The sequence below is a fragment of the Corynebacterium massiliense DSM 45435 genome (genome assembly GCF_028609805.1).
GTDB lineage: Bacteria > Actinomycetota > Actinomycetes > Mycobacteriales > Mycobacteriaceae > Corynebacterium > Corynebacterium massiliense.
Map to the genome: position 1 here is coordinate 687,240 of NZ_CP063189.1, position 17,315 is coordinate 704,554.

19 protein-coding genes and 1 pseudogene are annotated in these 17,315 nt (G+C 66.5%); 14 read left to right on the top strand and 6 right to left on the bottom strand.

Going from position 1 to position 17,315, the window contains the following annotated elements:
- Window positions 1–333: 333 nt before the first annotated feature.
- The 5 genes from CMASS_RS03300 to CMASS_RS03320 all read left to right on the top strand — a co-directional run bounded on the left by CMASS_RS03300 (window position 334) and on the right by CMASS_RS03320 (window position 3,364).
- Window positions 334–612, top strand: a complete 279-nt coding sequence (locus tag CMASS_RS03300; protein WP_027018637.1) for a type B 50S ribosomal protein L31 — start codon at window positions 334–336, stop codon at window positions 610–612.
- A gap of 3 nt (window positions 613–615) precedes the next feature.
- Window positions 616–789, top strand: a complete 174-nt coding sequence (gene rpmF, locus CMASS_RS03305) for a 50S ribosomal protein L32 (protein WP_022862865.1) — start codon at window positions 616–618, stop codon at window positions 787–789.
- A 230-nt stretch (window positions 790–1,019) separates the two neighbouring features.
- Entirely contained in the window at window positions 1,020–2,447 is a 1,428-nt protein-coding gene (locus tag CMASS_RS03310) for a S1C family serine protease (protein ID WP_022862864.1), read from the top strand.
- Between the two features lie 145 nt (window positions 2,448–2,592).
- Window positions 2,593–3,135 carry a MogA/MoaB family molybdenum cofactor biosynthesis protein gene (locus CMASS_RS03315; protein ID WP_240482780.1) on the top strand — a complete coding sequence of 181 codons (543 nt, stop codon included), beginning with the start codon at window positions 2,593–2,595 and terminating at the stop codon, window positions 3,133–3,135.
- Window positions 3,128–3,364, top strand: coding sequence for a hypothetical protein (locus CMASS_RS03320; protein ID WP_022862862.1), 237 nt, complete (start codon window positions 3,128–3,130; stop codon window positions 3,362–3,364). The genes CMASS_RS03315 and CMASS_RS03320 overlap by 8 nt, the downstream gene beginning before the upstream one ends.
- A 25-nt stretch (window positions 3,365–3,389) precedes the next feature.
- Here the strand turns inward: CMASS_RS03320 and mscL are convergent, their stop codons facing one another.
- From mscL to CMASS_RS03335, 3 genes are all read right to left on the bottom strand, one after another.
- Window positions 3,390–3,899, bottom strand: coding sequence for a large conductance mechanosensitive channel protein MscL (mscL, locus tag CMASS_RS03325; RefSeq protein WP_022862861.1), 510 nt, complete (start codon window positions 3,897–3,899; stop codon window positions 3,390–3,392).
- A 120-nt stretch (window positions 3,900–4,019) separates the two neighbouring features.
- Complete coding sequence (locus CMASS_RS03330) at window positions 4,020–4,826, bottom strand: SAF domain-containing protein (RefSeq protein ID WP_022862860.1); 807 nt, start codon at window positions 4,824–4,826, stop codon at window positions 4,020–4,022.
- Window positions 4,827–4,877: 51 nt separating this feature from the next.
- Entirely contained in the window at window positions 4,878–5,513 is a 636-nt protein-coding gene (locus CMASS_RS03335) for a 5-formyltetrahydrofolate cyclo-ligase (protein ID WP_022862859.1), read from the bottom strand.
- Between the two features lie 67 nt (window positions 5,514–5,580).
- On the opposite strand from CMASS_RS03335, the gene CMASS_RS03340 reads away from it, so the two are divergent.
- The 5 genes and pseudogenes from CMASS_RS03340 to sepX form a co-directional block, all read left to right on the top strand.
- The gene (locus tag CMASS_RS03340) at window positions 5,581–6,513 is read left to right on the top strand and encodes a UTP--glucose-1-phosphate uridylyltransferase (RefSeq protein ID WP_022862858.1); all 933 of its coding nucleotides are present in this window, start codon (window positions 5,581–5,583) and stop codon (window positions 6,511–6,513) included.
- A gap of 72 nt (window positions 6,514–6,585) precedes the next feature.
- Complete coding sequence (glp, locus tag CMASS_RS03345) at window positions 6,586–7,911, top strand: molybdotransferase-like divisome protein Glp (RefSeq protein ID WP_022862857.1); 1,326 nt, start codon at window positions 6,586–6,588, stop codon at window positions 7,909–7,911.
- Window positions 7,912–7,928: 17 nt separating this feature from the next.
- Window positions 7,929–8,582, top strand: a complete 654-nt coding sequence (locus tag CMASS_RS03350; RefSeq protein WP_084684395.1) for a GNAT family N-acetyltransferase — start codon at window positions 7,929–7,931, stop codon at window positions 8,580–8,582.
- A 129-nt stretch (window positions 8,583–8,711) separates the two neighbouring features.
- The gene (locus CMASS_RS03355; RefSeq protein WP_033399516.1) at window positions 8,712–9,101 is read left to right on the top strand and encodes a hypothetical protein; all 390 of its coding nucleotides are present in this window, start codon (window positions 8,712–8,714) and stop codon (window positions 9,099–9,101) included.
- Window positions 9,083–10,177: pseudogene (gene sepX, locus CMASS_RS03360) on the top strand (divisome protein SepX/GlpR); the annotation flags it as partial. The gene CMASS_RS03355 and the pseudogene sepX, both read left to right, overlap by 19 nt.
- Before the next feature lie 128 nt (window positions 10,178–10,305).
- On the opposite strand, the gene CMASS_RS03365 reads toward sepX, so the two are convergent.
- Together CMASS_RS03365 and CMASS_RS03370 are read right to left on the bottom strand one after the other, a co-directional pair.
- Window positions 10,306–10,920, bottom strand: coding sequence for a DNA-3-methyladenine glycosylase I (locus tag CMASS_RS03365; protein ID WP_022862855.1), 615 nt, complete (start codon window positions 10,918–10,920; stop codon window positions 10,306–10,308).
- A gap of 54 nt (window positions 10,921–10,974) precedes the next feature.
- On the bottom strand, window positions 10,975–11,544 hold the full coding sequence (locus CMASS_RS03370) for a methylated-DNA--[protein]-cysteine S-methyltransferase (protein WP_022862854.1): 570 nt from the start codon (window positions 11,542–11,544) through the stop codon (window positions 10,975–10,977).
- Window positions 11,545–11,563: 19 nt separating this feature from the next.
- On the opposite strand from CMASS_RS03370, the gene CMASS_RS03375 reads away from it, so the two are divergent.
- Window positions 11,564–11,977 carry a DoxX family protein gene (locus CMASS_RS03375; RefSeq protein ID WP_027018632.1) on the top strand — a complete coding sequence of 138 codons (414 nt, stop codon included), beginning with the start codon at window positions 11,564–11,566 and terminating at the stop codon, window positions 11,975–11,977.
- On the top strand, window positions 11,964–12,662 hold the full coding sequence (locus tag CMASS_RS03380; RefSeq protein WP_022862852.1) for a zf-HC2 domain-containing protein: 699 nt from the start codon (window positions 11,964–11,966) through the stop codon (window positions 12,660–12,662). The genes CMASS_RS03375 and CMASS_RS03380 overlap by 14 nt, the downstream gene beginning before the upstream one ends.
- Here the strand turns inward: CMASS_RS03380 and CMASS_RS03385 are convergent.
- Window positions 12,659–14,296, bottom strand: a complete 1,638-nt coding sequence (locus tag CMASS_RS03385; RefSeq protein WP_205617729.1) for a dolichyl-phosphate-mannose--protein mannosyltransferase — start codon at window positions 14,294–14,296, stop codon at window positions 12,659–12,661. The genes CMASS_RS03380 and CMASS_RS03385 overlap by 4 nt on opposite strands.
- A 39-nt stretch (window positions 14,297–14,335) precedes the next feature.
- On the opposite strand from CMASS_RS03385, the gene rsmI reads away from it, so the two are divergent.
- Both rsmI and CMASS_RS03395 read left to right on the top strand, forming a co-directional pair.
- Window positions 14,336–15,202 carry a 16S rRNA (cytidine(1402)-2'-O)-methyltransferase gene (rsmI, locus tag CMASS_RS03390; protein WP_022862850.1) on the top strand — a complete coding sequence of 289 codons (867 nt, stop codon included), beginning with the start codon at window positions 14,336–14,338 and terminating at the stop codon, window positions 15,200–15,202.
- 248 nt (window positions 15,203–15,450) lie between these two features.
- The gene (locus CMASS_RS03395) at window positions 15,451–17,292 is read left to right on the top strand and encodes a BCCT family transporter (RefSeq protein WP_022862849.1); all 1,842 of its coding nucleotides are present in this window, start codon (window positions 15,451–15,453) and stop codon (window positions 17,290–17,292) included.
- Window positions 17,293–17,315: the final 23 nt, after the last annotated feature.

Consider the following 17,315-nt stretch of genomic DNA (forward strand, 5'->3'; position numbering starts at 1 on the left):
ACGCGAATGTAGGACTACACCGCCTTGCGTGGCAGCTTCGATTGAGCGCGCGAGTTCTTTCGGGGACGAGTCTTTGAGGATGTAGCCCTAAGCCCCTGCTGCCATCAGGCTGTGAACAAGGTCGGCGTCCGCGGACGTCGGCAGCACCAGCACAGCGATTTCGGGTAATCGGGCCGCGGGATGTAGGATCATCCGAGTCGCTGGTACGGGACTTTTCTGTCCATGCCGGCCTTTGTACTTGCAAGAGACCCAACTCGGGCACGATCCGCCTTAGCGTTTACCGCTGTGAGCAGGTGGAACCGACCCGAAGTTTCAACCCTGAGGGAATCGATAATGAAGAAGGATATCCACCCGGATTACCACCCGGTGGTCTTCCAGGACGCTGGTACCGGTAACCAGTTCCTGACCAAGTCCACCGCGTCCTCCGACCGTACCGTGCAGTGGGAAGACGGCAACGAGTACCCGCTCATCGTCGTCGACGTGACCGCCGAGTCCCACCCGTTCTGGACCGGCGCTCAGCGCGTCATGGACACTGCTGGCCGTGTCGAGCGCTTCAACCAGCGCTTCGGCAAGATGGCTCGCCGGAAGAAGAAGACGAAGGGGGGAGAGTAAGAAATGGCAACCCCGAAGTTCAAGAAGTCCCGCGCGAACACCCGTATGCGCCGTTCCACCTGGAAGGCCGACAACGTCGCGCTGCAGGAAGTCAAGATCGACGGCCAGACCGTGCGCATCCCGCGCCGCCTGGTGAAGGCCGCCCAGCTCGGCCTCGTTGACGTCGAGCAGTTCTAAAACACTCGCGCGTTTTCGCCGCCGCCAGTTTCCTCACGTACCGCATTAGTGCGGGGGAGGGAGCTGGTGGCGGCTTTTCGCGTTTTGGGGTGGGGCGGGTCGTCGTCAAGCACGGCATTCGGGTGACAAAGAACGCAGTTCACGGTAGACAGGAAACGTTCAGAATCCTCTAGCAGGCTTTGCAGCCCAAACTAAGTCCTGCACCAGATGAAAGCGGCAACATTCGGTCTATGCAAAATCAGCACGATGATGAATTCCGGCGCGATGGCCAGTCGTACTCCCGCGGCTGGAACGCGCCGCGCGGCAACGGCGACGCCACTGCCTCCCCGTACGCCGGCAACTCGTACCCAGGCGAGAACCGCTCGAGTGAACCCCAGCCGGGCGAGGCCAGCGCGGCCTACACCCACACCGCGCCCGGTGACACCGCGGCATGGAGTGCGCACCAGCAGCAGCCGCAACAGGCAGCACCGGCGCCGGAGGGCCAGACTCCTGCCGGCCCGCAGGTGAGTTCGCCGCAGCCGGCGGCGCCCGAGAAGAAGCGGCGGGGCCTGTCCTGGCCGGGGGCACTGGCGCTGATGCTCGCCGGCTCGATTGTCTCCGGTATCGGTGCGGGTGCCGCGGTGCAGGCCATGAACAAAGGCAATCACTCCACCGCGACGGTCAACGAGGCGCTGCACCAGGGCGCGGACAACGACAAAAAGGACGACTCCAAGCCGGCGCCGGCCCCGGCGGAGGGCTCGACCGAGGACGTGGCGGCCAAGGTGACGCCCGCGGTGGTAGCCATCCAGGTGGCGACGGGGCGCGGGGCATCGGAAGGCTCCGGCTCCATCATCTCGTCGGACGGGTATGTGCTGACCAACCACCACGTCATCGCCGAGGCCGCCCAGCGCGGGCAGGCGGAGATTCGCGTGACGCTCAACGACGGCTCCAAGCATGGGGCCGAATATGTCGCCTCCGATCCGAATACGGACGTTGGCGTCATCAAGATCAAGGACGGCAAGGACCTGCCCACCTTGAAGTTCGGCGACTCGGACGGCCTGCGCGTGGGCCAGGAGGTCGTCGCGGTCGGTTCGCCGCTCGGCCTGAACGCGACAGTGACCTCCGGCATCGTCTCCGCGCTCAACCGCCCGGTCCGCGCCGCACAGGACGGCGGGGAGCTTTCGCTTATCGATGCCGTGCAGACCGACGCCGCCGTCAACCCCGGCAACTCCGGCGGCCCGCTGGTGGACATGGACGGCAACATCGTCGGCATGAACTCGATGATCGCCTCGCTGTCCGCCCAGTCCGGCCAGCAGGACGCGTCCGGCTCTATCGGGTTGGGCTTTGCGATCCCGTCGAACTTTGCCAAGCGCATGGCGGACGAGCTCATCAACAACGGTGAGGTCAAGCACCCGATGCTCGGCGTCAAGGTCGATGCCCGCAACCCGGTCGACGGCGGCGCCTACGTCGTTGACGTGGAACCCGGAAGCCCGGCGGACAAGGCGGGCATCGAGCGCGGGGATGTGATTACTCGGGTAAACGATCGCCTCGTGGAAGATTCCGATACGCTTATCGCTGCAACGCGTTCGAAGGAATTTGGCGCGACCGTCACCCTCGAGGTGGCGGATCCCGACGGCGAAAACCGTCATGAAGTAGAGGTAACCCTGTCCGACGAGTAAGTTACGAGTCGGACTACGAACACATATACCGCGCCCCGACCGCGGCGGTAGCGGCGAGCACGTCAGGAGAACGATGTCGAATAAGAAAGCGTCCCAGACCGACACGTCGCAACCGCTGGTCGAGCGGGAAATTCCTGACGATCTGATGAATATCGCGGAGCCGGACGCGGAGTTCCTCATCGCGAGTGAGAAGGAGGGGCGCGTTCCCACCCAACGGCGCGCGCTCGCTGTGGTGGTCACCGATCATCCGGACGCGCAGCCGCAGGACACCTCCAAGCTGCTCACCGAGTTGCTGTCCGAGGCCGAATTCCAGGTCGACGGCGTGGTGACCGTGAAGGCGAAGAAGTCGAAGATCCGTCAGGCCATTGAGACCGCCGTCGTCGGCGGGGTGGATCTCGTGGTGACTATCGGCGGCACCGGCGTCGGCCCGCGCGATAAGACCCCGGAGGCCACCGCGGCTGTGTTGGATAAGCAGCTGCCGGGCGTGGCACAGGCGCTGCGCTCGTCCGGGCAGGCGTGCGGTGCGGTGGACGCCTGCGTGTCGCGCGGCGTGTCCGGTATTTCCGGCTCGACCGTGGTGGTCAATCTCGCGCCGTCGCGCGCCGCCCTGCGCGATGGCATGGCCACCCTGCCGCCGCTGGTGCACTTCCTCATCACCGAGCTGCAGAAGCACTCGCTCGATGGGTAAGCACTCCGCACCCCGGAAGCAGCGCCGCCGCGCCACCCGCACCTCTGACACCCCGGACTACGACCGCAGCGCCGATCGCGCGCCGTTCTACTCCGCGTTTGACGATGCGGGCACGCGTGTAGACCGCGGCGCCGACGCCGCGCGCGAGGTGCAGTTAGACGAAGACGCCCCGGAGGACGAGCCCCGGGGCGACGAATTTTGGGAAGAGCAGCGCCCGCCCCACTACTAAAGCGAGGGGTCGCTCGCGCGAATGCCTACTTGATGGATTCGCCGCCGTCCGTGTTGTTGGACTTCGCCTGCTTGTAGGCAGTAGCGGTGGTGGAGGTGGTATCCGCCGCGTCCTTGTCGTGGGCGGTCAGACCCTGCGCATCGTTCTGGGCGACGAGCAGGTCGCGGATCTCGATGAGGAGATCGTCGGTGCTCGGAGCCTCCTCTTCCGGATCGATGCCCTGGCGGCGCTTGGAGATCTCGTTGAGCTTGTTCATCGGCATGATGATGAGGAAGTAGACCACCGCGGCGATGATGAGGAAGTTGATGGCCGCGGAGATGATCGCGCCGAAGTCGATCATGGTCGCCGGGTTATCCGGGCGCAGGCGGAAGCCGAGGCCCTCGACCTCGGCGGAGCCGAACGAGCTGACCAGCGGCTGGATCAGGTGGTCGGTGACCGCCTTGACGATGGCGGTAAACGCCGAGCCGATAATGACCGCGGTGGCCAGCTCGATGACGTTGCCGCGCAGGATGAAGTCCTTAAAACCCTTGAGCATGGTGCAGGAAACCTTTCTGTCTGAAACCGGGGCTGAAAAGCCCAGATGGGTGCCTGGGGGAGGGGAGTGGTTAGGGAGGGTATCGCTCTCGACCCAGCCGGGTGGCGCCATCCCACGACGTCACCGAAGGTGGGTGCGCTCTCCTGTGATGGCCACGGTCAGTGGCAGGTTCAACGAGGCTGCGGCAACGTTGTGCGCTGCGCTTTCCGGCAGGGCGATGAGGATAGTAGACGGGGTGCCGCGCGTCTTTTCCCCCGCGGCATCGGCTGCTGCGGTGGAGATGACTCGCGCATTGGCGGCCACGACTCTACCGGGCGGGTTATCGGCAGCGCCAGCCTTACCGTTACCCTCCATAGTTGCCGTGACAACATTTACTGTATCCCCATGGTGCAAGAAAGGCACAAGATCAGGGTCTGCCAGCTTCAATGGCACCATCGCGGACGTGCCTAACTCGTCGTCGCCGCCCACGAGCGACGCTGTGAGCTCCGCTCCTAAAAGCCGAGATTCGGTGACAATCTCCCCGGCATCGGCTGCGGCGACCACAACGCGCCCCTCCACGTTGCCGGTGTCGGTGCCAGCGTCTGAGTTTTGGTTCGCGCCAGCCCTCACTTCCGTGCCCGCCGTCGGGGTCATGGCAGCGGATGGGATGACCCCCTCGGGCAGCCGCGCGATCGTGACGTCTCCCGGACCGAGCACGTGCCCGGCGTTGACCGGCCGGGCGAAGACCAGCACGGCCGGGTTCTCTCGCATCGACATCGCCGCCATGAATAGCGCGCTGCACACCAGCAGGGCAGCAAGCAAGCGGCGGATGAGCAGCATCCGGCGATGTCCGGGCGTACGCAGGGTGGAGAAAAGCCCGCCGCGGTGTGAGCGGGCGGGGCGTTGCGGCCGGCTGGAGCGTTGCGGGGCCTTCTGAGAAAAGCGCATACCTGATTGGACTGCGCTTTTCGCCGCCTGGTTCCCGAAACCGTGCGTGGTCTAGGCGTCTGTGGCGCGCACGTCGCGGCAGCCAGACGGGGTCAAGATCGCGTCGAGCACGGCATCGTGGGTGGCGGCCGGAACGCGGTCATAGACCTCGTCGTCGAAGACGACGCCGATAAGCTGCGGCCCCGACAAGGCGGCGAGTGTTCGGTCGTAGTACCCGCCGCCTTGGCCCAGGCGCACCCCGGCGGTGGAAAGGGCGAGCGCGGGAACGAAGGCGATGTCCAGCTGATGTAGCTTGTCGACGCCAACCGCCTGCCCGGCGGGTTCGCTGATCCCCAGTGGGCCGGGCTGCAACGACTCGGGCCCGGTGTATCGGGCCCAGGTAAGCTCCGTCCCGCGCGGGCCGGTGATGGGCAGCCACAGTTCTGCGGCGGCATCGGCAAGCACGGGCACGAAACCTTCGCCGCCTGGTTCCGCAGGCAACGGCATGTAGGCCGCCACCTTCGGCGGGCGGGAGTGGGCCGCGGAAAAAGCGCGCACCACCGCGGCAGCACCGTCGCACACGCCCTGGTCTAACTTGGCCTTGTCGCTGGCTGGGCGTTGTTTCCGCGCCTTTCTCACCGCGCGCCGCAGCGCGGCTTTGTCCTGTGCAATATCCGTAGGGTGCGGATTATCGGTGGGGGAAGTCATAACTGAAATCCTATCTGGGGTGTAGCGGTCCACGGCTAAGGAGACTGCAGGCTGTAGTGTCTTCTGCATGGCTAATTCACTCGACAACGCCGCGACGTGTCTGAAGACTGTCGTGGTTCCCGCGGCTGGTTTGGGAACGCGTTTCCTTCCGGCTACGAAGACGGTGCCGAAGGAGCTGCTGCCGGTCGTGGATACGCCGGGCATTGAGCTCATCGCGGAGGAAGCCGCCCACGCGGGGGCTTCCCGCTTGGCGGTGATTACCGCGCCGAACAAGCAGGAGCTGATGAAGCACTTCGAGTCCTTCCCGGAACTCGTGGAAACCCTGCAGCGCCGCGGGAAGGACGCGCAGGTAGACAAGGTCAAAAAGGCCGCCGACCTCATCCACCCCATCGCGGTGGAGCAGGAAAAGCCGCTGGGATTGGGTCACGCCGTCGGGCTGGCGGAGGACGTCCTGGATGACGACGAGGACGTCTTTGCCGTCATGCTGCCCGATGACCTCGTCATTCCCGCCGACGTCATGGGCCAGATGTGTAAGGTCCGCGAAGAACACGGCGGCTCGGTCCTGTGCGCCTTCGAGGTCTCCCGCGAGGAGACCTTCAATTACGGCGTCTTCGACGTGGAAGACACCGACGATGACGACGTGAAGAAGGTCGTCGGCATGGTGGAGAAACCGGACCCGGCCGACGCGCCGTCCACCCTCGTGGCCACCGGCCGCTACCTGCTCGACCGCAAGATTTTTGATGCCCTGCAACGCATTGAGCCGGGCAAGGGCGGGGAGCTGCAGCTGACCGATGCCGTTGAGCTGCTCATCCAGGAAGGCCACCCGGTGCACGTGGTGGTCCACCGCGGCAAGCGTCACGATCTGGGCAACCCGGCGGGCTACATTCCGGCGAATGTCGACTTCGGCCTGCGCCACGAAAAGTACGGCCCGGCGCTGTACAAGGCAATCAAGCGCATCATGGCCGACTTCGAAGAAGAGTTTCACCCGTCCGACGACTAAACTGCTGCCACAGTACTGTTTACGGGCGCGGCCGAAGCGCCCGCACACACCTGGGGCAAGAAAGGCGGCGCCATGCGACCAGTAGAAGAGCAACTCAAGCTCGTTACTGACGCTGCGGTGACACCGGAGCCGGTGCGCATCGCCATCGCCAATGCGTTGGGCCTGATGTGCGCTGAGGAGGTACAAGCCAACCAGCCGCTTCCCGGGTTCCCGCAGGCCGCCATCGACGGGTATGCGGTCCGCGCGGTAGACGTCGGCGGCGAGCGGGCTCTCAGCACCCGCCGGGCCGTGCCGAGCCGCCCAGCGCCGGAGGGCGCGGCCGACGATGCGGGGGATAACGCGGCACCGGCCCCGGAGCCCGTGCGCGAGCGTTCCCTGCCCGTGGTGGGTGAGGTGCCCGCCGGTTCCCGCCAGCCGTTGCGCCTGCAGCCCAAGCATGCGGTGCGCGTCTACACCGGCGCGCCGCTGCCGACGCTTGCCGATGCCGTCCTGCCCCTCGAGTGGTCCGACCGCGGCCGCAAGCGAGTCACGGCCCACCGCCCAGTCCGCTCCGGCGACTTCGTGCGCCGCGTGGGCGACGATATCCAGCCCGGTGATGTGGCCGTGATCTCGGGGTCGATTCTGGGGCCGGCCCAGATCGGTCTGCTGGCGGCGGTGGGCCGCTCCAAGGTGCTGGTCTACCCGCGCCCGCGCGTGACGATCATGTCCTACGGCCGCGAGCTGGTCGATATTGACCGCGAGCCGGGCCTGGGCCAGATCTTCGATATCAACTCCTACGCCTTGGCCGCCGCCGCGAAGGAGGCCGGGGCGGACGTGCACCGCGTGGGCATCGCCGAGGGCGAGCCGCGCCGCCTGCGCGAGATAGTGGAAACGCACCTGAGTCGCAGCGAGGTGCTCGTGGTCACCGGCGCGGTCGGCGGTTCGGGCGCGGCGGTCATGCAGGAGGTGCTGCGTGAGCTGGGTGAGGTGGATACCTCCCGCGTGGCCATGCACCCCGGCTCCGTACAGGGCTTCGGCCTGCTCGGTGAGGAGCGCACCCCGACGTTCCTGTTGCCGTCGAACGCGGTGTCCTCGCTCGTCGCCTTCGAGATTTTCGTCCGCCCGCTCATCCGCCTCTCGCTGGGCAAGCGCAACGCCAACCGCCGCGTGGTGCGTGCCCGCGCGCTCAACCACCTGCAGTCCCGGCCGGGGCGCCGTGGCTACATCCGCGCCCGCCTTATGCGTGATGCGGAGACGGCCGACTACCTCGTGGAGGGCCTCGGCGGCGCCGCGGGCGGGCCGGCTCACCTGCTGGCCGGTTTGTCCGAGGCGAACGCTATGGTGCGCATCCCGGAGGATGTCACCGAGGTGCGCCCGGGCGACGTGGTGGACGTTTTGTTTATCACCCAGCGCTCCTAGGCAGCGCGCGGTAGCTGATGTCTTCGCTTCATCCCGGGTGGCCGGAGGCCACCCCGACGGTGCTTATGCCCGCCGCTGGGCCCTTTGCGGAGGATTTCCACCTGCGCCTGCGGCCGGTGCACCGCGGCGACGGCCGGCAGTGGCGGGAGATGCGCCTTCTGGACGAGCCCTACCTGCGCCCAGTCGAGCCGACGGTCCCGGTCCGGTGGGGCGAAGCCCACTCGCGGCGCGCCTGGTGGAACCACCTCTTCGAGCTGCGTGCTGCGGCCAAGCAGGGGAGCGTGGTGCCTTTTTCCATTGAGGTCAACGGCACCTTTGCCGGGCAGGTCACGCTGGGCAACATCCAACACGGCGCGATCAGTGAGTGCTGGATCGGTTACTGGGTCCATTCCGCGTTGACCGGCGCGGGCATCGCCACGGTTGCTTGCGGTCTGGGGACTGATCACGCCATACATCGCGTGGGGCTGCACCGCGTGACCGCGACGTTCATGCCGGGCAACCCGGCTTCCGGCAAGGTGCTGGCGAACAACGGTTTCCGGCAGGAGGGCTACCTGAAGCGCAACCTGCATATCGATGGCCGCTGGCAGGATCACGTCTTCGTGGCGCTGGACCGCGAGGACTTTTCCGAGCCGTGCGTGGTGCGCCTGCGTGACGCGGGGCGAGTTCTTTAACCTCATCTTTCACACCTGTCACAGTCTGGTGTGTTGTGCGGCGTGGCGGGGCTGTGCGACGGACAGTCTGCCATAGCCTTAGCTCCGTACTGTCGACGATGTACGGGATGTACGGGAAGGTGGCTAGACGTGCCCTCTGGCCTGATTATTGTTCTGATGCTGGTGCTCTGGCTGGTTGTGCTGGCACCGTGGCTTCTGCGCAGCCAGCGCCCGATGAGCCACACCGGTGAAGGCTTCGACGAGACCCGCGTCTTGTTCGAGGGCGACTCCGGCCGGGTACAATCGCGCCGTCCCCGCATGACGGAGGCGCAGATGCGCCGCGTGCAGCACGCCTCCGCCCAGCCGGTGGACGCAGAGGACGAGTACGAGGTCGTCACCGCCGACGTCGATGACGAGGACATCCTGTCCCGACGCGCGCCCACTCCCGCGCCGCCTCCTCCGAAACAGAGGCTGCAGAGGGCCAGGCTGCCGAGGCTGCGTCGAGCACTGATTCCGACACCGCCTCCGGCAACGCCGTGAAGTTCGACCGGGGCGAGAAGACCGACGCCGATGTCGACGTCGACGTCGACGCCGATTCCGAGGCCGATACCGTCGACGGCGAGCTCGTCGAAGAGCTGGCTGCGGCACCGGAGGGGGCCGGCGTGGCACGCCGTCTGGCCCACCCGGAGGAAGACGCGGCAGACGCAGAAGCCGATTCCGCCGCCGACGGTGAGACCTACGAGCTGGACGAGTCCTACACCTCTCCGGTCGACCTGATGTACCCCGGCGCCGTCGACGCGGAGGCTAACGCACCGGTTGCGGGCACGGATGCGGACGTGGAAGCCGACACCGCTGACGCGACCGCCGCCCGCGGCCGTGTTCGGGCCGCTGAATCCACCGACCGCGACGTCGTCTACGTGGATGAGCCCGCGCCGGAATTCGCCGACGAACAAGTCGGGGAGACGGACCTGTACGAGCCGGCCGAGTCCTCGGTTCTCGTCGACGGGCCGCTGCTTGAGAAGTCCACCTCGTCTTCCCAGTCCGCCCCGTCTGCGCGCAACGCCGTGAAGGCGGAGCGCGGCGGCAAGGAAGCTGAGCTCACGGAGGAGGAGCTGGAGTTCGCCATGCGCCGCCGCGGCCGCGGTGGCTGGGATCCGGAGGCCGACAAGCGCGCCTCTGCCGATCGCTACCAGCGCCGCCGGCGCACCCTGCTGGGGCTCACGCTCGCGGCGGTCATCACCGTGGTCGTCGGCGCCATCCTTGGCGGCGGCTGGTGGATCCTGCCGGCAGTGGCCATTGCCGCCCTGGCGGTCTACCTGTTCGCCCTGCGCGCCCAGGTTCGCGCGGAAAACGATCTGCGGGCCCGCCGCATCCGCCAGCTGCGCCGCGCGCGCTTGGGCGTGCGCAATGCGCACGACGAGGAGCTGGCCATCCCGCGCCAGCTGCGTCGCCCCGGCGCCGTGGTCGTTGAGGCGGATGACGAAAGCCCCGACTTTGACTACCTGCCCGTCTACACCCACAACTTCGACGGCGATTTCGACGGCCAGGGTTCCCGCCCCCGCGGCCGGGGCCGCGTTGCGCAGCGTGACGATTTGGCTGCCCGCCGCGTGGGCTAATACTCGGAGCGCCAGCGCTGGCGCTTCTTAGCCCGCGCAACTAGTTGACCCACAGAGACGGATTTAGGGCACCAATTCCGCTCTCTGTGGGTCATTTGTGTGCGCTAGATTCCTCGCGCCGAAACCTTCTAGTCAGCCCACACCCCGGAGCTGCCGCGGCGGTGGGAGCCCACCAGGTGGGTGTCCACCATTCCGATCGCTTCCATCAGCGCGAAACACACCGTTGGCCCGACGAAGCTAAAGCCCTTCTTCTTCAGCGCCTTTGCCAGGGCGGTGGACTCGGGTGAGGTGGAGGGGACATCGGCAAGCGAATGCGGCTGGGGCGTCTTTTCCGGCTTAAACGACCAGATGAAATCCACCAGTCCGCCCTCCGCGCGCAGCTGGACGGTGGCGCGGGCATTCTTTATCGCTGCCTCAATCTTGCGGCGGTTGCGGATGATGTTCGGGTTGACCAGCAGCTGCTCCACCTCCGCGGTAGTAAACTGCGCGACCCGTTCGGGGTCGAACCTGGCGAACGCATCGCGGAAGGCCTCGCGCCGCCGCAGGATGAGCTCCCAGCTCAACCCGGCCTGGAAGCCTTCGAGGCACAGGCGCTCATACAGCCCCTGCTCGGTCCGGACCGGCATGCCCCACTCGTGGTCGTAGTACTCGCGCAGCAACTCGCTGCTGGCCGCCCACGGCGGGCGTTTGAGCCCATCGTCACCGGTTACCAAATCATCGCTTGCCGAGAGTATATCCGCCATTGTTTCAAGTCCTTTCTTGTGGTGGTGCGGCGGGAAGCTATCGGTCCCGCCGTCTCAATTGGACTGGGGATGCGTCTTGTCGGTTCCGTTAGAAGGCGTGTGGGAGCGCTCGTGGGCGATAAGCCAGCGCTTCATGTCGGCGCCGCCGCCGTAATTGCCCACGCGGCGGACTGCTTGTTCGGGATTTCCCGCCGGCACCACGCGGTGGCACGGGACGATGACCGGCACCGGGTTGGTCGCGCACGCGGTCCCGGCGGCGCGGGCGGCCTGCGGAGAGCCGCTTGCCGCGGCAAGCTCACCGTAGGTCCACACCGCGCCGTATGGGATCTCTGAAAGCGCTGCCTGGGCCCGGGTTCGGAAGGAGGCGGGGTCTGCCGGCTCCCCGGCGACGGGGACGGTGAAAGTGCGGCGGGTGCCGCCGAAGTATTCGTCCAACTCCCGCAGCGCGGTGCGCAGCACTTCAGGCGGGTGCGGGGAATCGTCGCCTGCGGTGTCGCCGAAATCGACGCGCACCACGGCGGTGGCCGAGCACCAGACGGTGAGCATGCCCACGGGCGCGGGGGCGTGGAACGCGGCGTGGGCTAGGGCACCAGGGCAGGAGTCGGAATCGTTCGTGTCGGCCATGCGATGTAGTCTAATGGCCATGGATAAACCCGCCGTCCGCGATGCCGCGCTGCTCATTTTCCGCGCTGTGCTGGGAGTTGTCTTCGTCGCGCACGGCGTGGACAAACTGCTCATCGCGGGCATGGATGACACGATTGGGCAATTTTCCGCCTGGGACGTGCCGCAGCCGCGACTGTCCGCGTGGGTCGCGGTCTTCGGGGAGATCATCGGCGGCGCCATGCTCGTGGTAGGGATTTTGACCACCCTCGTCGCCGGCGCCCTGGCGCTGCTTATGGCCAGCGCGCTCTACCTCGTGCACCTGCCACACGGCTTTTTCGTGTCCGACAACGGCATCGAGTACCCGCTGGTGCTCATCGTGGGGCTGTTCATGATCGTGGTTTTCGGCTCCGGGCGCGCCAGCATCGATGGGGTGTTATCGCGTGCTGAGCCATGACGAGGTGCAAGCGGCCCTGTCGGCCCGCATCGACGGGGAGCCGCACCAGCTTGACGATGATGTGGTGGATGCCCACCTCGCCGGCTGCGCAGAGTGTCGCAGCTTTCGGGATCGGGCGCTCACCCTGACGGCGAACCTCCGGCAGCCCGCGGCGCACAGCGCCCCCAGCGGGCCGCGGGCGGATCTGTCCGCGGACATCCTCGCCGGGGTGGAACCGCGCTGGCGAGAGGCCGCCGCCCGGCGCCACACGCTGCTCACCATCGCCCGGGTGCTGCTCGTGGTCATGGGCGTGGTCTTCGGCGCGTGGGCGCTCACGTTCATCGGGGACGCCTCGCGGCTAACGGGCGCAGAATCCGCGGGCGCTTCCGGCGCTGTTGCCGACCCGGCGCTGAGGGAAGCGGCGGTGCACGCAGCGGGCCTGCGCTTCGGGTTGGCGTCCGCGGCGTTCTTCGTGGCGTGGCGCCCGTCCATCGCCAAGGGCGCGCTGCCCACCGTGGGCACCATGGCGGCGTTCCTCGCCGGCTTTGCCATGCGGGATATCGCGCTGGGGCAGATTTCTTCCGCCCAGGTGGGCTGGCTAATCGCCCTGGTGGCTTTCGGCGTCGTGCTGCTGTGGACCTGGGCGATTGACAGCGGGTTTGCCCCGCGGCGGTTCTGGCGCTCGCTGAACGCCCAGCCGAGTTAGTGCCAGCTGGGCAGCCACATCAGCGAGTTGTACCAGCTTTCGGGGATCAAGAACCCGTAGAGCAGCGGGGAGAAGTAGACGAACATCGCCAGTACCGCGCACAAGTAGACGATGACCGCCAAGGTGCCGGTGCGTAGATGCCCGCCTGCCAGCGTGCGCAGCGCGCGCCAGGGAACTTCGCGCCCGCGCCCGGACAGCTGGCCGAGGATGAGCGCGATGGCGACGATGACAAACGGAATGAACGCTGCCGCGTAGAAGAAGTACATCTGGCGGTCGAAGCCCACAAGCCACGGGAAAAAGCCGGCGGCGAACCCGACGAGTGGGATGAGGAAGCGGCGGTCGCGGCGCACGGTAAGCGACCACAGCGCCCAGATGAGCACGGGCACGATGATCCACCAGATGACCGGGGTGCCGAACAGCATGAGCATGCGGCGGCACTCCTGCCCGCCGGCGCACTCGGCGTCGGTCGATGAGTAGTAGAGGACGGGGCGCGCGCCCACTAGCCACGCCCACGGCTTGGAATCCCACGGGTGATGGTGGCCGCCCGAGGAGGTCAGCGAGGCGTGAAACTCCAGTACCGTCTTGTGGTAGTACAGCCAGTTGGCCACGCTGTCCGGAAGCAGGTTGAGCAGTGAACCGGCCTCAATGGTGCCGTCTTCCTTAGCGTGGCGGTATACGGCCGTCTCCGAGCCGAACCACGCGCGCCACGACCAGACGTAGAGCGCGGCCGGCAGGATGACGATGGAGGCAAACGCCGGTGCGACATCGCGAAGCACAGTGCCCGCGACGTAGCGGCGCACGCCGTAGCGGCGGCGCAACGCGAGATCCGAAAAGACGGTGAGCAGGCCGAAGGCGGCGATGAAGTACAGTCCCGACCACTTGACCGCGAGCGCGAGCCCCAGGAAAACGCCGGCGGTAAACCGCCACCACCGAAACCCGAACCGCGGGCCATACTCAGAGGTGCCCAGCCCATCGCGTACGTAGGCGCGGTGGAGGCGCTCGTGCATCTGGTGGTGGTCGCGCGCGAGGGCCCAGGCGGCCGCGGTGATGAAAAAGACCTGGAAAATATCCAGCATGCCGAACTTGGACGAGACCAACAGGGCGCCGTCGAAGCAGGCGATGAACCCGGCGAAGGCAGCGACCTGCCAGGACAGGGAGATCCGCCGCGCCAGCGCCATCACCATCACAACGGTGCCGGCGCCGAACAAAGCCGTGGCAAACCGCCAACCCAGCGGGGTATAGCCAAAGACCGCCTCCGACAGGGCCAGAATCTGCTTTCCCAGCGGTGGGTGGACCACGAGCCCGTAGCCCGGGTTGAGCTCGATACCGCCGAGGAACGGCGAGTCCCAGCTGCGGACCATGTCCCAGGCCTGCGGGACGTAGTGCTTTTCGTCGAAGACGGGAGAGCCCTTGGACACCGGGTTGGTCAGCCCGATAAACCGGGTGAACAGCGCAAGCACCGCGATGATCGCCGTCGACCACGTATCGCCGCGCCCCCAGCGGTACTGCCGCGGGGCCGCTGGGGGAGGGGTGCCGTGGAGGCCACGGGGGCGGCGCGGACGGCGCACGCGCCGGGCGGCTGGGCGTGGGTGCTCGGTCGTGGTGGCTGGGGCGGAGGTGTTCACCCGGAACATCATAGGTGCTGGCCCGGACACGTATGCCATGCTGTGGATATGACTGACACTGTGAGCCTTCCGCACCTTGACCCGCTGCCCCGCGGCGTGGTGCTCGCCGCGACACCGCTGGGAAATATCGGGGATGCTTCGCTGCGGCTCATCCAGGCACTCCAAGACGCCGACGTCATCGCCGCGGAGGACACGCGCCGGGCGCGTGCGCTTGCCGATGCCCTGGGGGTAAGCCCCCGCGGCACCTTCGTGTCCAACTTCGACCACAACGAGCAGGAGCGCCTGCCGCGGCTGTTGGACGCGGCGCGCAGCGGCACCGTGCTGGTGGTGACGGACGCGGGCATGCCGGTCGTCTCTGATCCGGGCTACGTGCTCGTGCAGGCGGCAGTGGAAGCGGGGGTTCCGGTGACCTGCCTGCCGGGGCCCAGCGCGGTGACGACGGCACTGGCGCTGTCCGGCCTGGGGGTGGGGAAGTTCTCCTTCGACGGTTTCGCCCCGCGCAAGGACGGGCCGCGCGCGAAGTGGCTGGAGTCGCTCAAGGGGCAAAACCGCGCCACGGTGTTCTTCGAGTCCCCGCACCGCCTGGCGGCCACGCTTGCGGTGGCGGCCGAGGTCTTAGGTGCCGAGCACCCAGCCGCGGTGTGCCGCGAGCTGACCAAGACGTTCGAAGAGGTGCGCCGCGGCGGGCTGGGGGAGCTCGCCGAGTGGGCGGAGGACAATGCCCGCGGCGAGATCGCGGTCGTATTGGATGCGGCGGGTGAGGATGCGGTCGACATCGACAAGCTCGTCGCTCAGGTTGCTGAGCTTACCGCCGGCGGCATGCGCCTGAAGGCGGCGTGCAAGCAGGTGGCCGCTGGGACTGAGGTGTCCAACCGCGAGCTCTATGACGCGGCGGTTAGCGCCAAGCAAAACTGATGGGTGTGCCCCCAGCACCTCAAGTTCCCGTTTCGCACCCTTTCGCCGATATTGTTATAGCTTCGTTATCTCCCGCCTTTGTGTTCGCTGGCAATGCTGAAAGGCGTTAGTGAGCTTCCTGAACGAGGCGGGTGAGGGGAGTGTCGCCGCGGACCGGCAGGGCAAAGGTCGGTTTTGCCCCGGCGGAGGGGCCGAAACTGCGGGGCGCGAACTTGAAAGCGTTTCACTTCTGTCACAGGGTTGAACCCATGACTAATTCCGATAAGAGTGTGCCGGTGCATGCCGGCCAAAACCCGCCGAAAGGGGTGGATCCGCACGACCCAGACGTGCTGGATGCAAAGCCCAAAGACCAGAAGTTTTCTACCGTTGACGATGCACTAGATGACCAGACTGCCACCGGGCAGCTGGCGTCGATGCTGGATAGCGCATCGCAGAACCCGGACAACTACGACGAGAGTGAGCCGGACAAGGAAGGCGACAAGGACCACAAGGTCGACTGGGTCGTCACCGGCATTACCGGCGTTGTTGTCCTCGCCATCGTGATTTGGGGCCTGGCAGGCGCAGAGAGCTTCGCCAACTTCGCCAGCGCCGCCCTCGACTTCGTGGCCACCGACTTCGGTTGGGCCTACATCCTGTTCACCACCATCTTCGTGGTCTTCGTCCTCGGCTTGGCCATGTCCAAGTTCGGCACGATCCGCCTGGGTCGCGCCGACGAGGAACCGGAGTTCAACACGTTCTCCTGGATTGCGATGATGTTCGCAGCCGGCATGGGTATCGGCCTGATGTTCTTCGGCGCCTCCGAGCCGCTGTCCTTCTTCCGCGACGGCGTCCCGGGCCACGAGGAAGGCGAGGTCGGCACTGCCATGGCCTCGGCCATGTTCCACTGGACCCTGCACCCGTGGGCGATCTACGCGATTGTGGGTCTGGCCATTGCGTACTCGACCTTCCGCATTGGCCGTAAGCAGCTGCTGTCCTCGGCGTTCGTGCCGCTTATCGGGCAGAAGCTTGCTGATGGCTGGCTGGGCAAGCTCATCGACATCCTGTCGGTCTTCGCCACCGTCTTCGGTACCGCGTGCTCGCTGGGCCTGGGCGCCCTGCAGATTCAGGCGGGCCTGTCTGCCTCCGGCTTCATTGAGAACCCGTCCAACAGCGTTGTGATGGGCATCGTCCTGGTGCTCACCCTCGCCTTCGTGCTCTCTGCCGTGTCCGGCGTGGGCAAGGGCATCCAGTACCTGTCCAACGCGAACATGGTTCTGGCTGCCATCCTGGCCATCTTCGTGTTCATCCTCGGCCCGACCGTGGACATCCTCAACCTCATCCCGGGTTCGGTCGGCGCCTACCTGGACAACTTCACCGAGATGATCGGCCGCACCGCCGAGTCCAACCCGGAGGCAGGCGAGTGGCTGTCCACCTGGACCATCTTCTACTGGGCATGGTGGATCTCCTGGTCGCCGTTCGTCGGCATGTTCGTCGCCCGCATTTCCCGCGGCCGCTCCGTCCGCGAGTTCTGCGTGGGCGTGCTGCTCGTCCCGGCGGGCGTGTCCACCATCTGGTTCGCCATCTTCGGCGGTACCGCCATCAAGATGGAGCAGGGCGGCAACTCGATCTCCGGCGAGTCCAGCGAGGAAGAGCTGTTCAACCTGCTGCAGAACCTGCCGCTGGGGGCCATCACCAGCCTCGTGGCCATGATCCTGCTGGCGACCTTCTTCATCACCTCGGCGGACTCCGCGTCGACCGTGATGGGCTCGCTGTCCCAGAACGGTGCGACCGACGCTAAGCGTTGGCTCACCGCCGCCTGGGGTGTGCTCACCGCAGCCGTCGGCATCACCCTGCTGCTGACCGACGAGGATGCGCTGAACAACCTGCAGAATGTGACCATCGTGGCGGCCGCGCCGTTCCTGATCATCGTCTTCCTGCTGATGTTCGCCATCGTCAAGGATCTGCGCAACGACGTCATCTACCTCGAGTACCGCGAGGCGCAGAACTTCCAGCGCAAGCTTGCTCGCGAGCGCCGCATCCACCGCGAGAACCAGCGCCGCCAGCAGCTGAAGAACCGCCGCGCAGAAAAGCAGCGCGCACGCAAGGCTTAAGCACTTGTTGCCACAGCACTAAA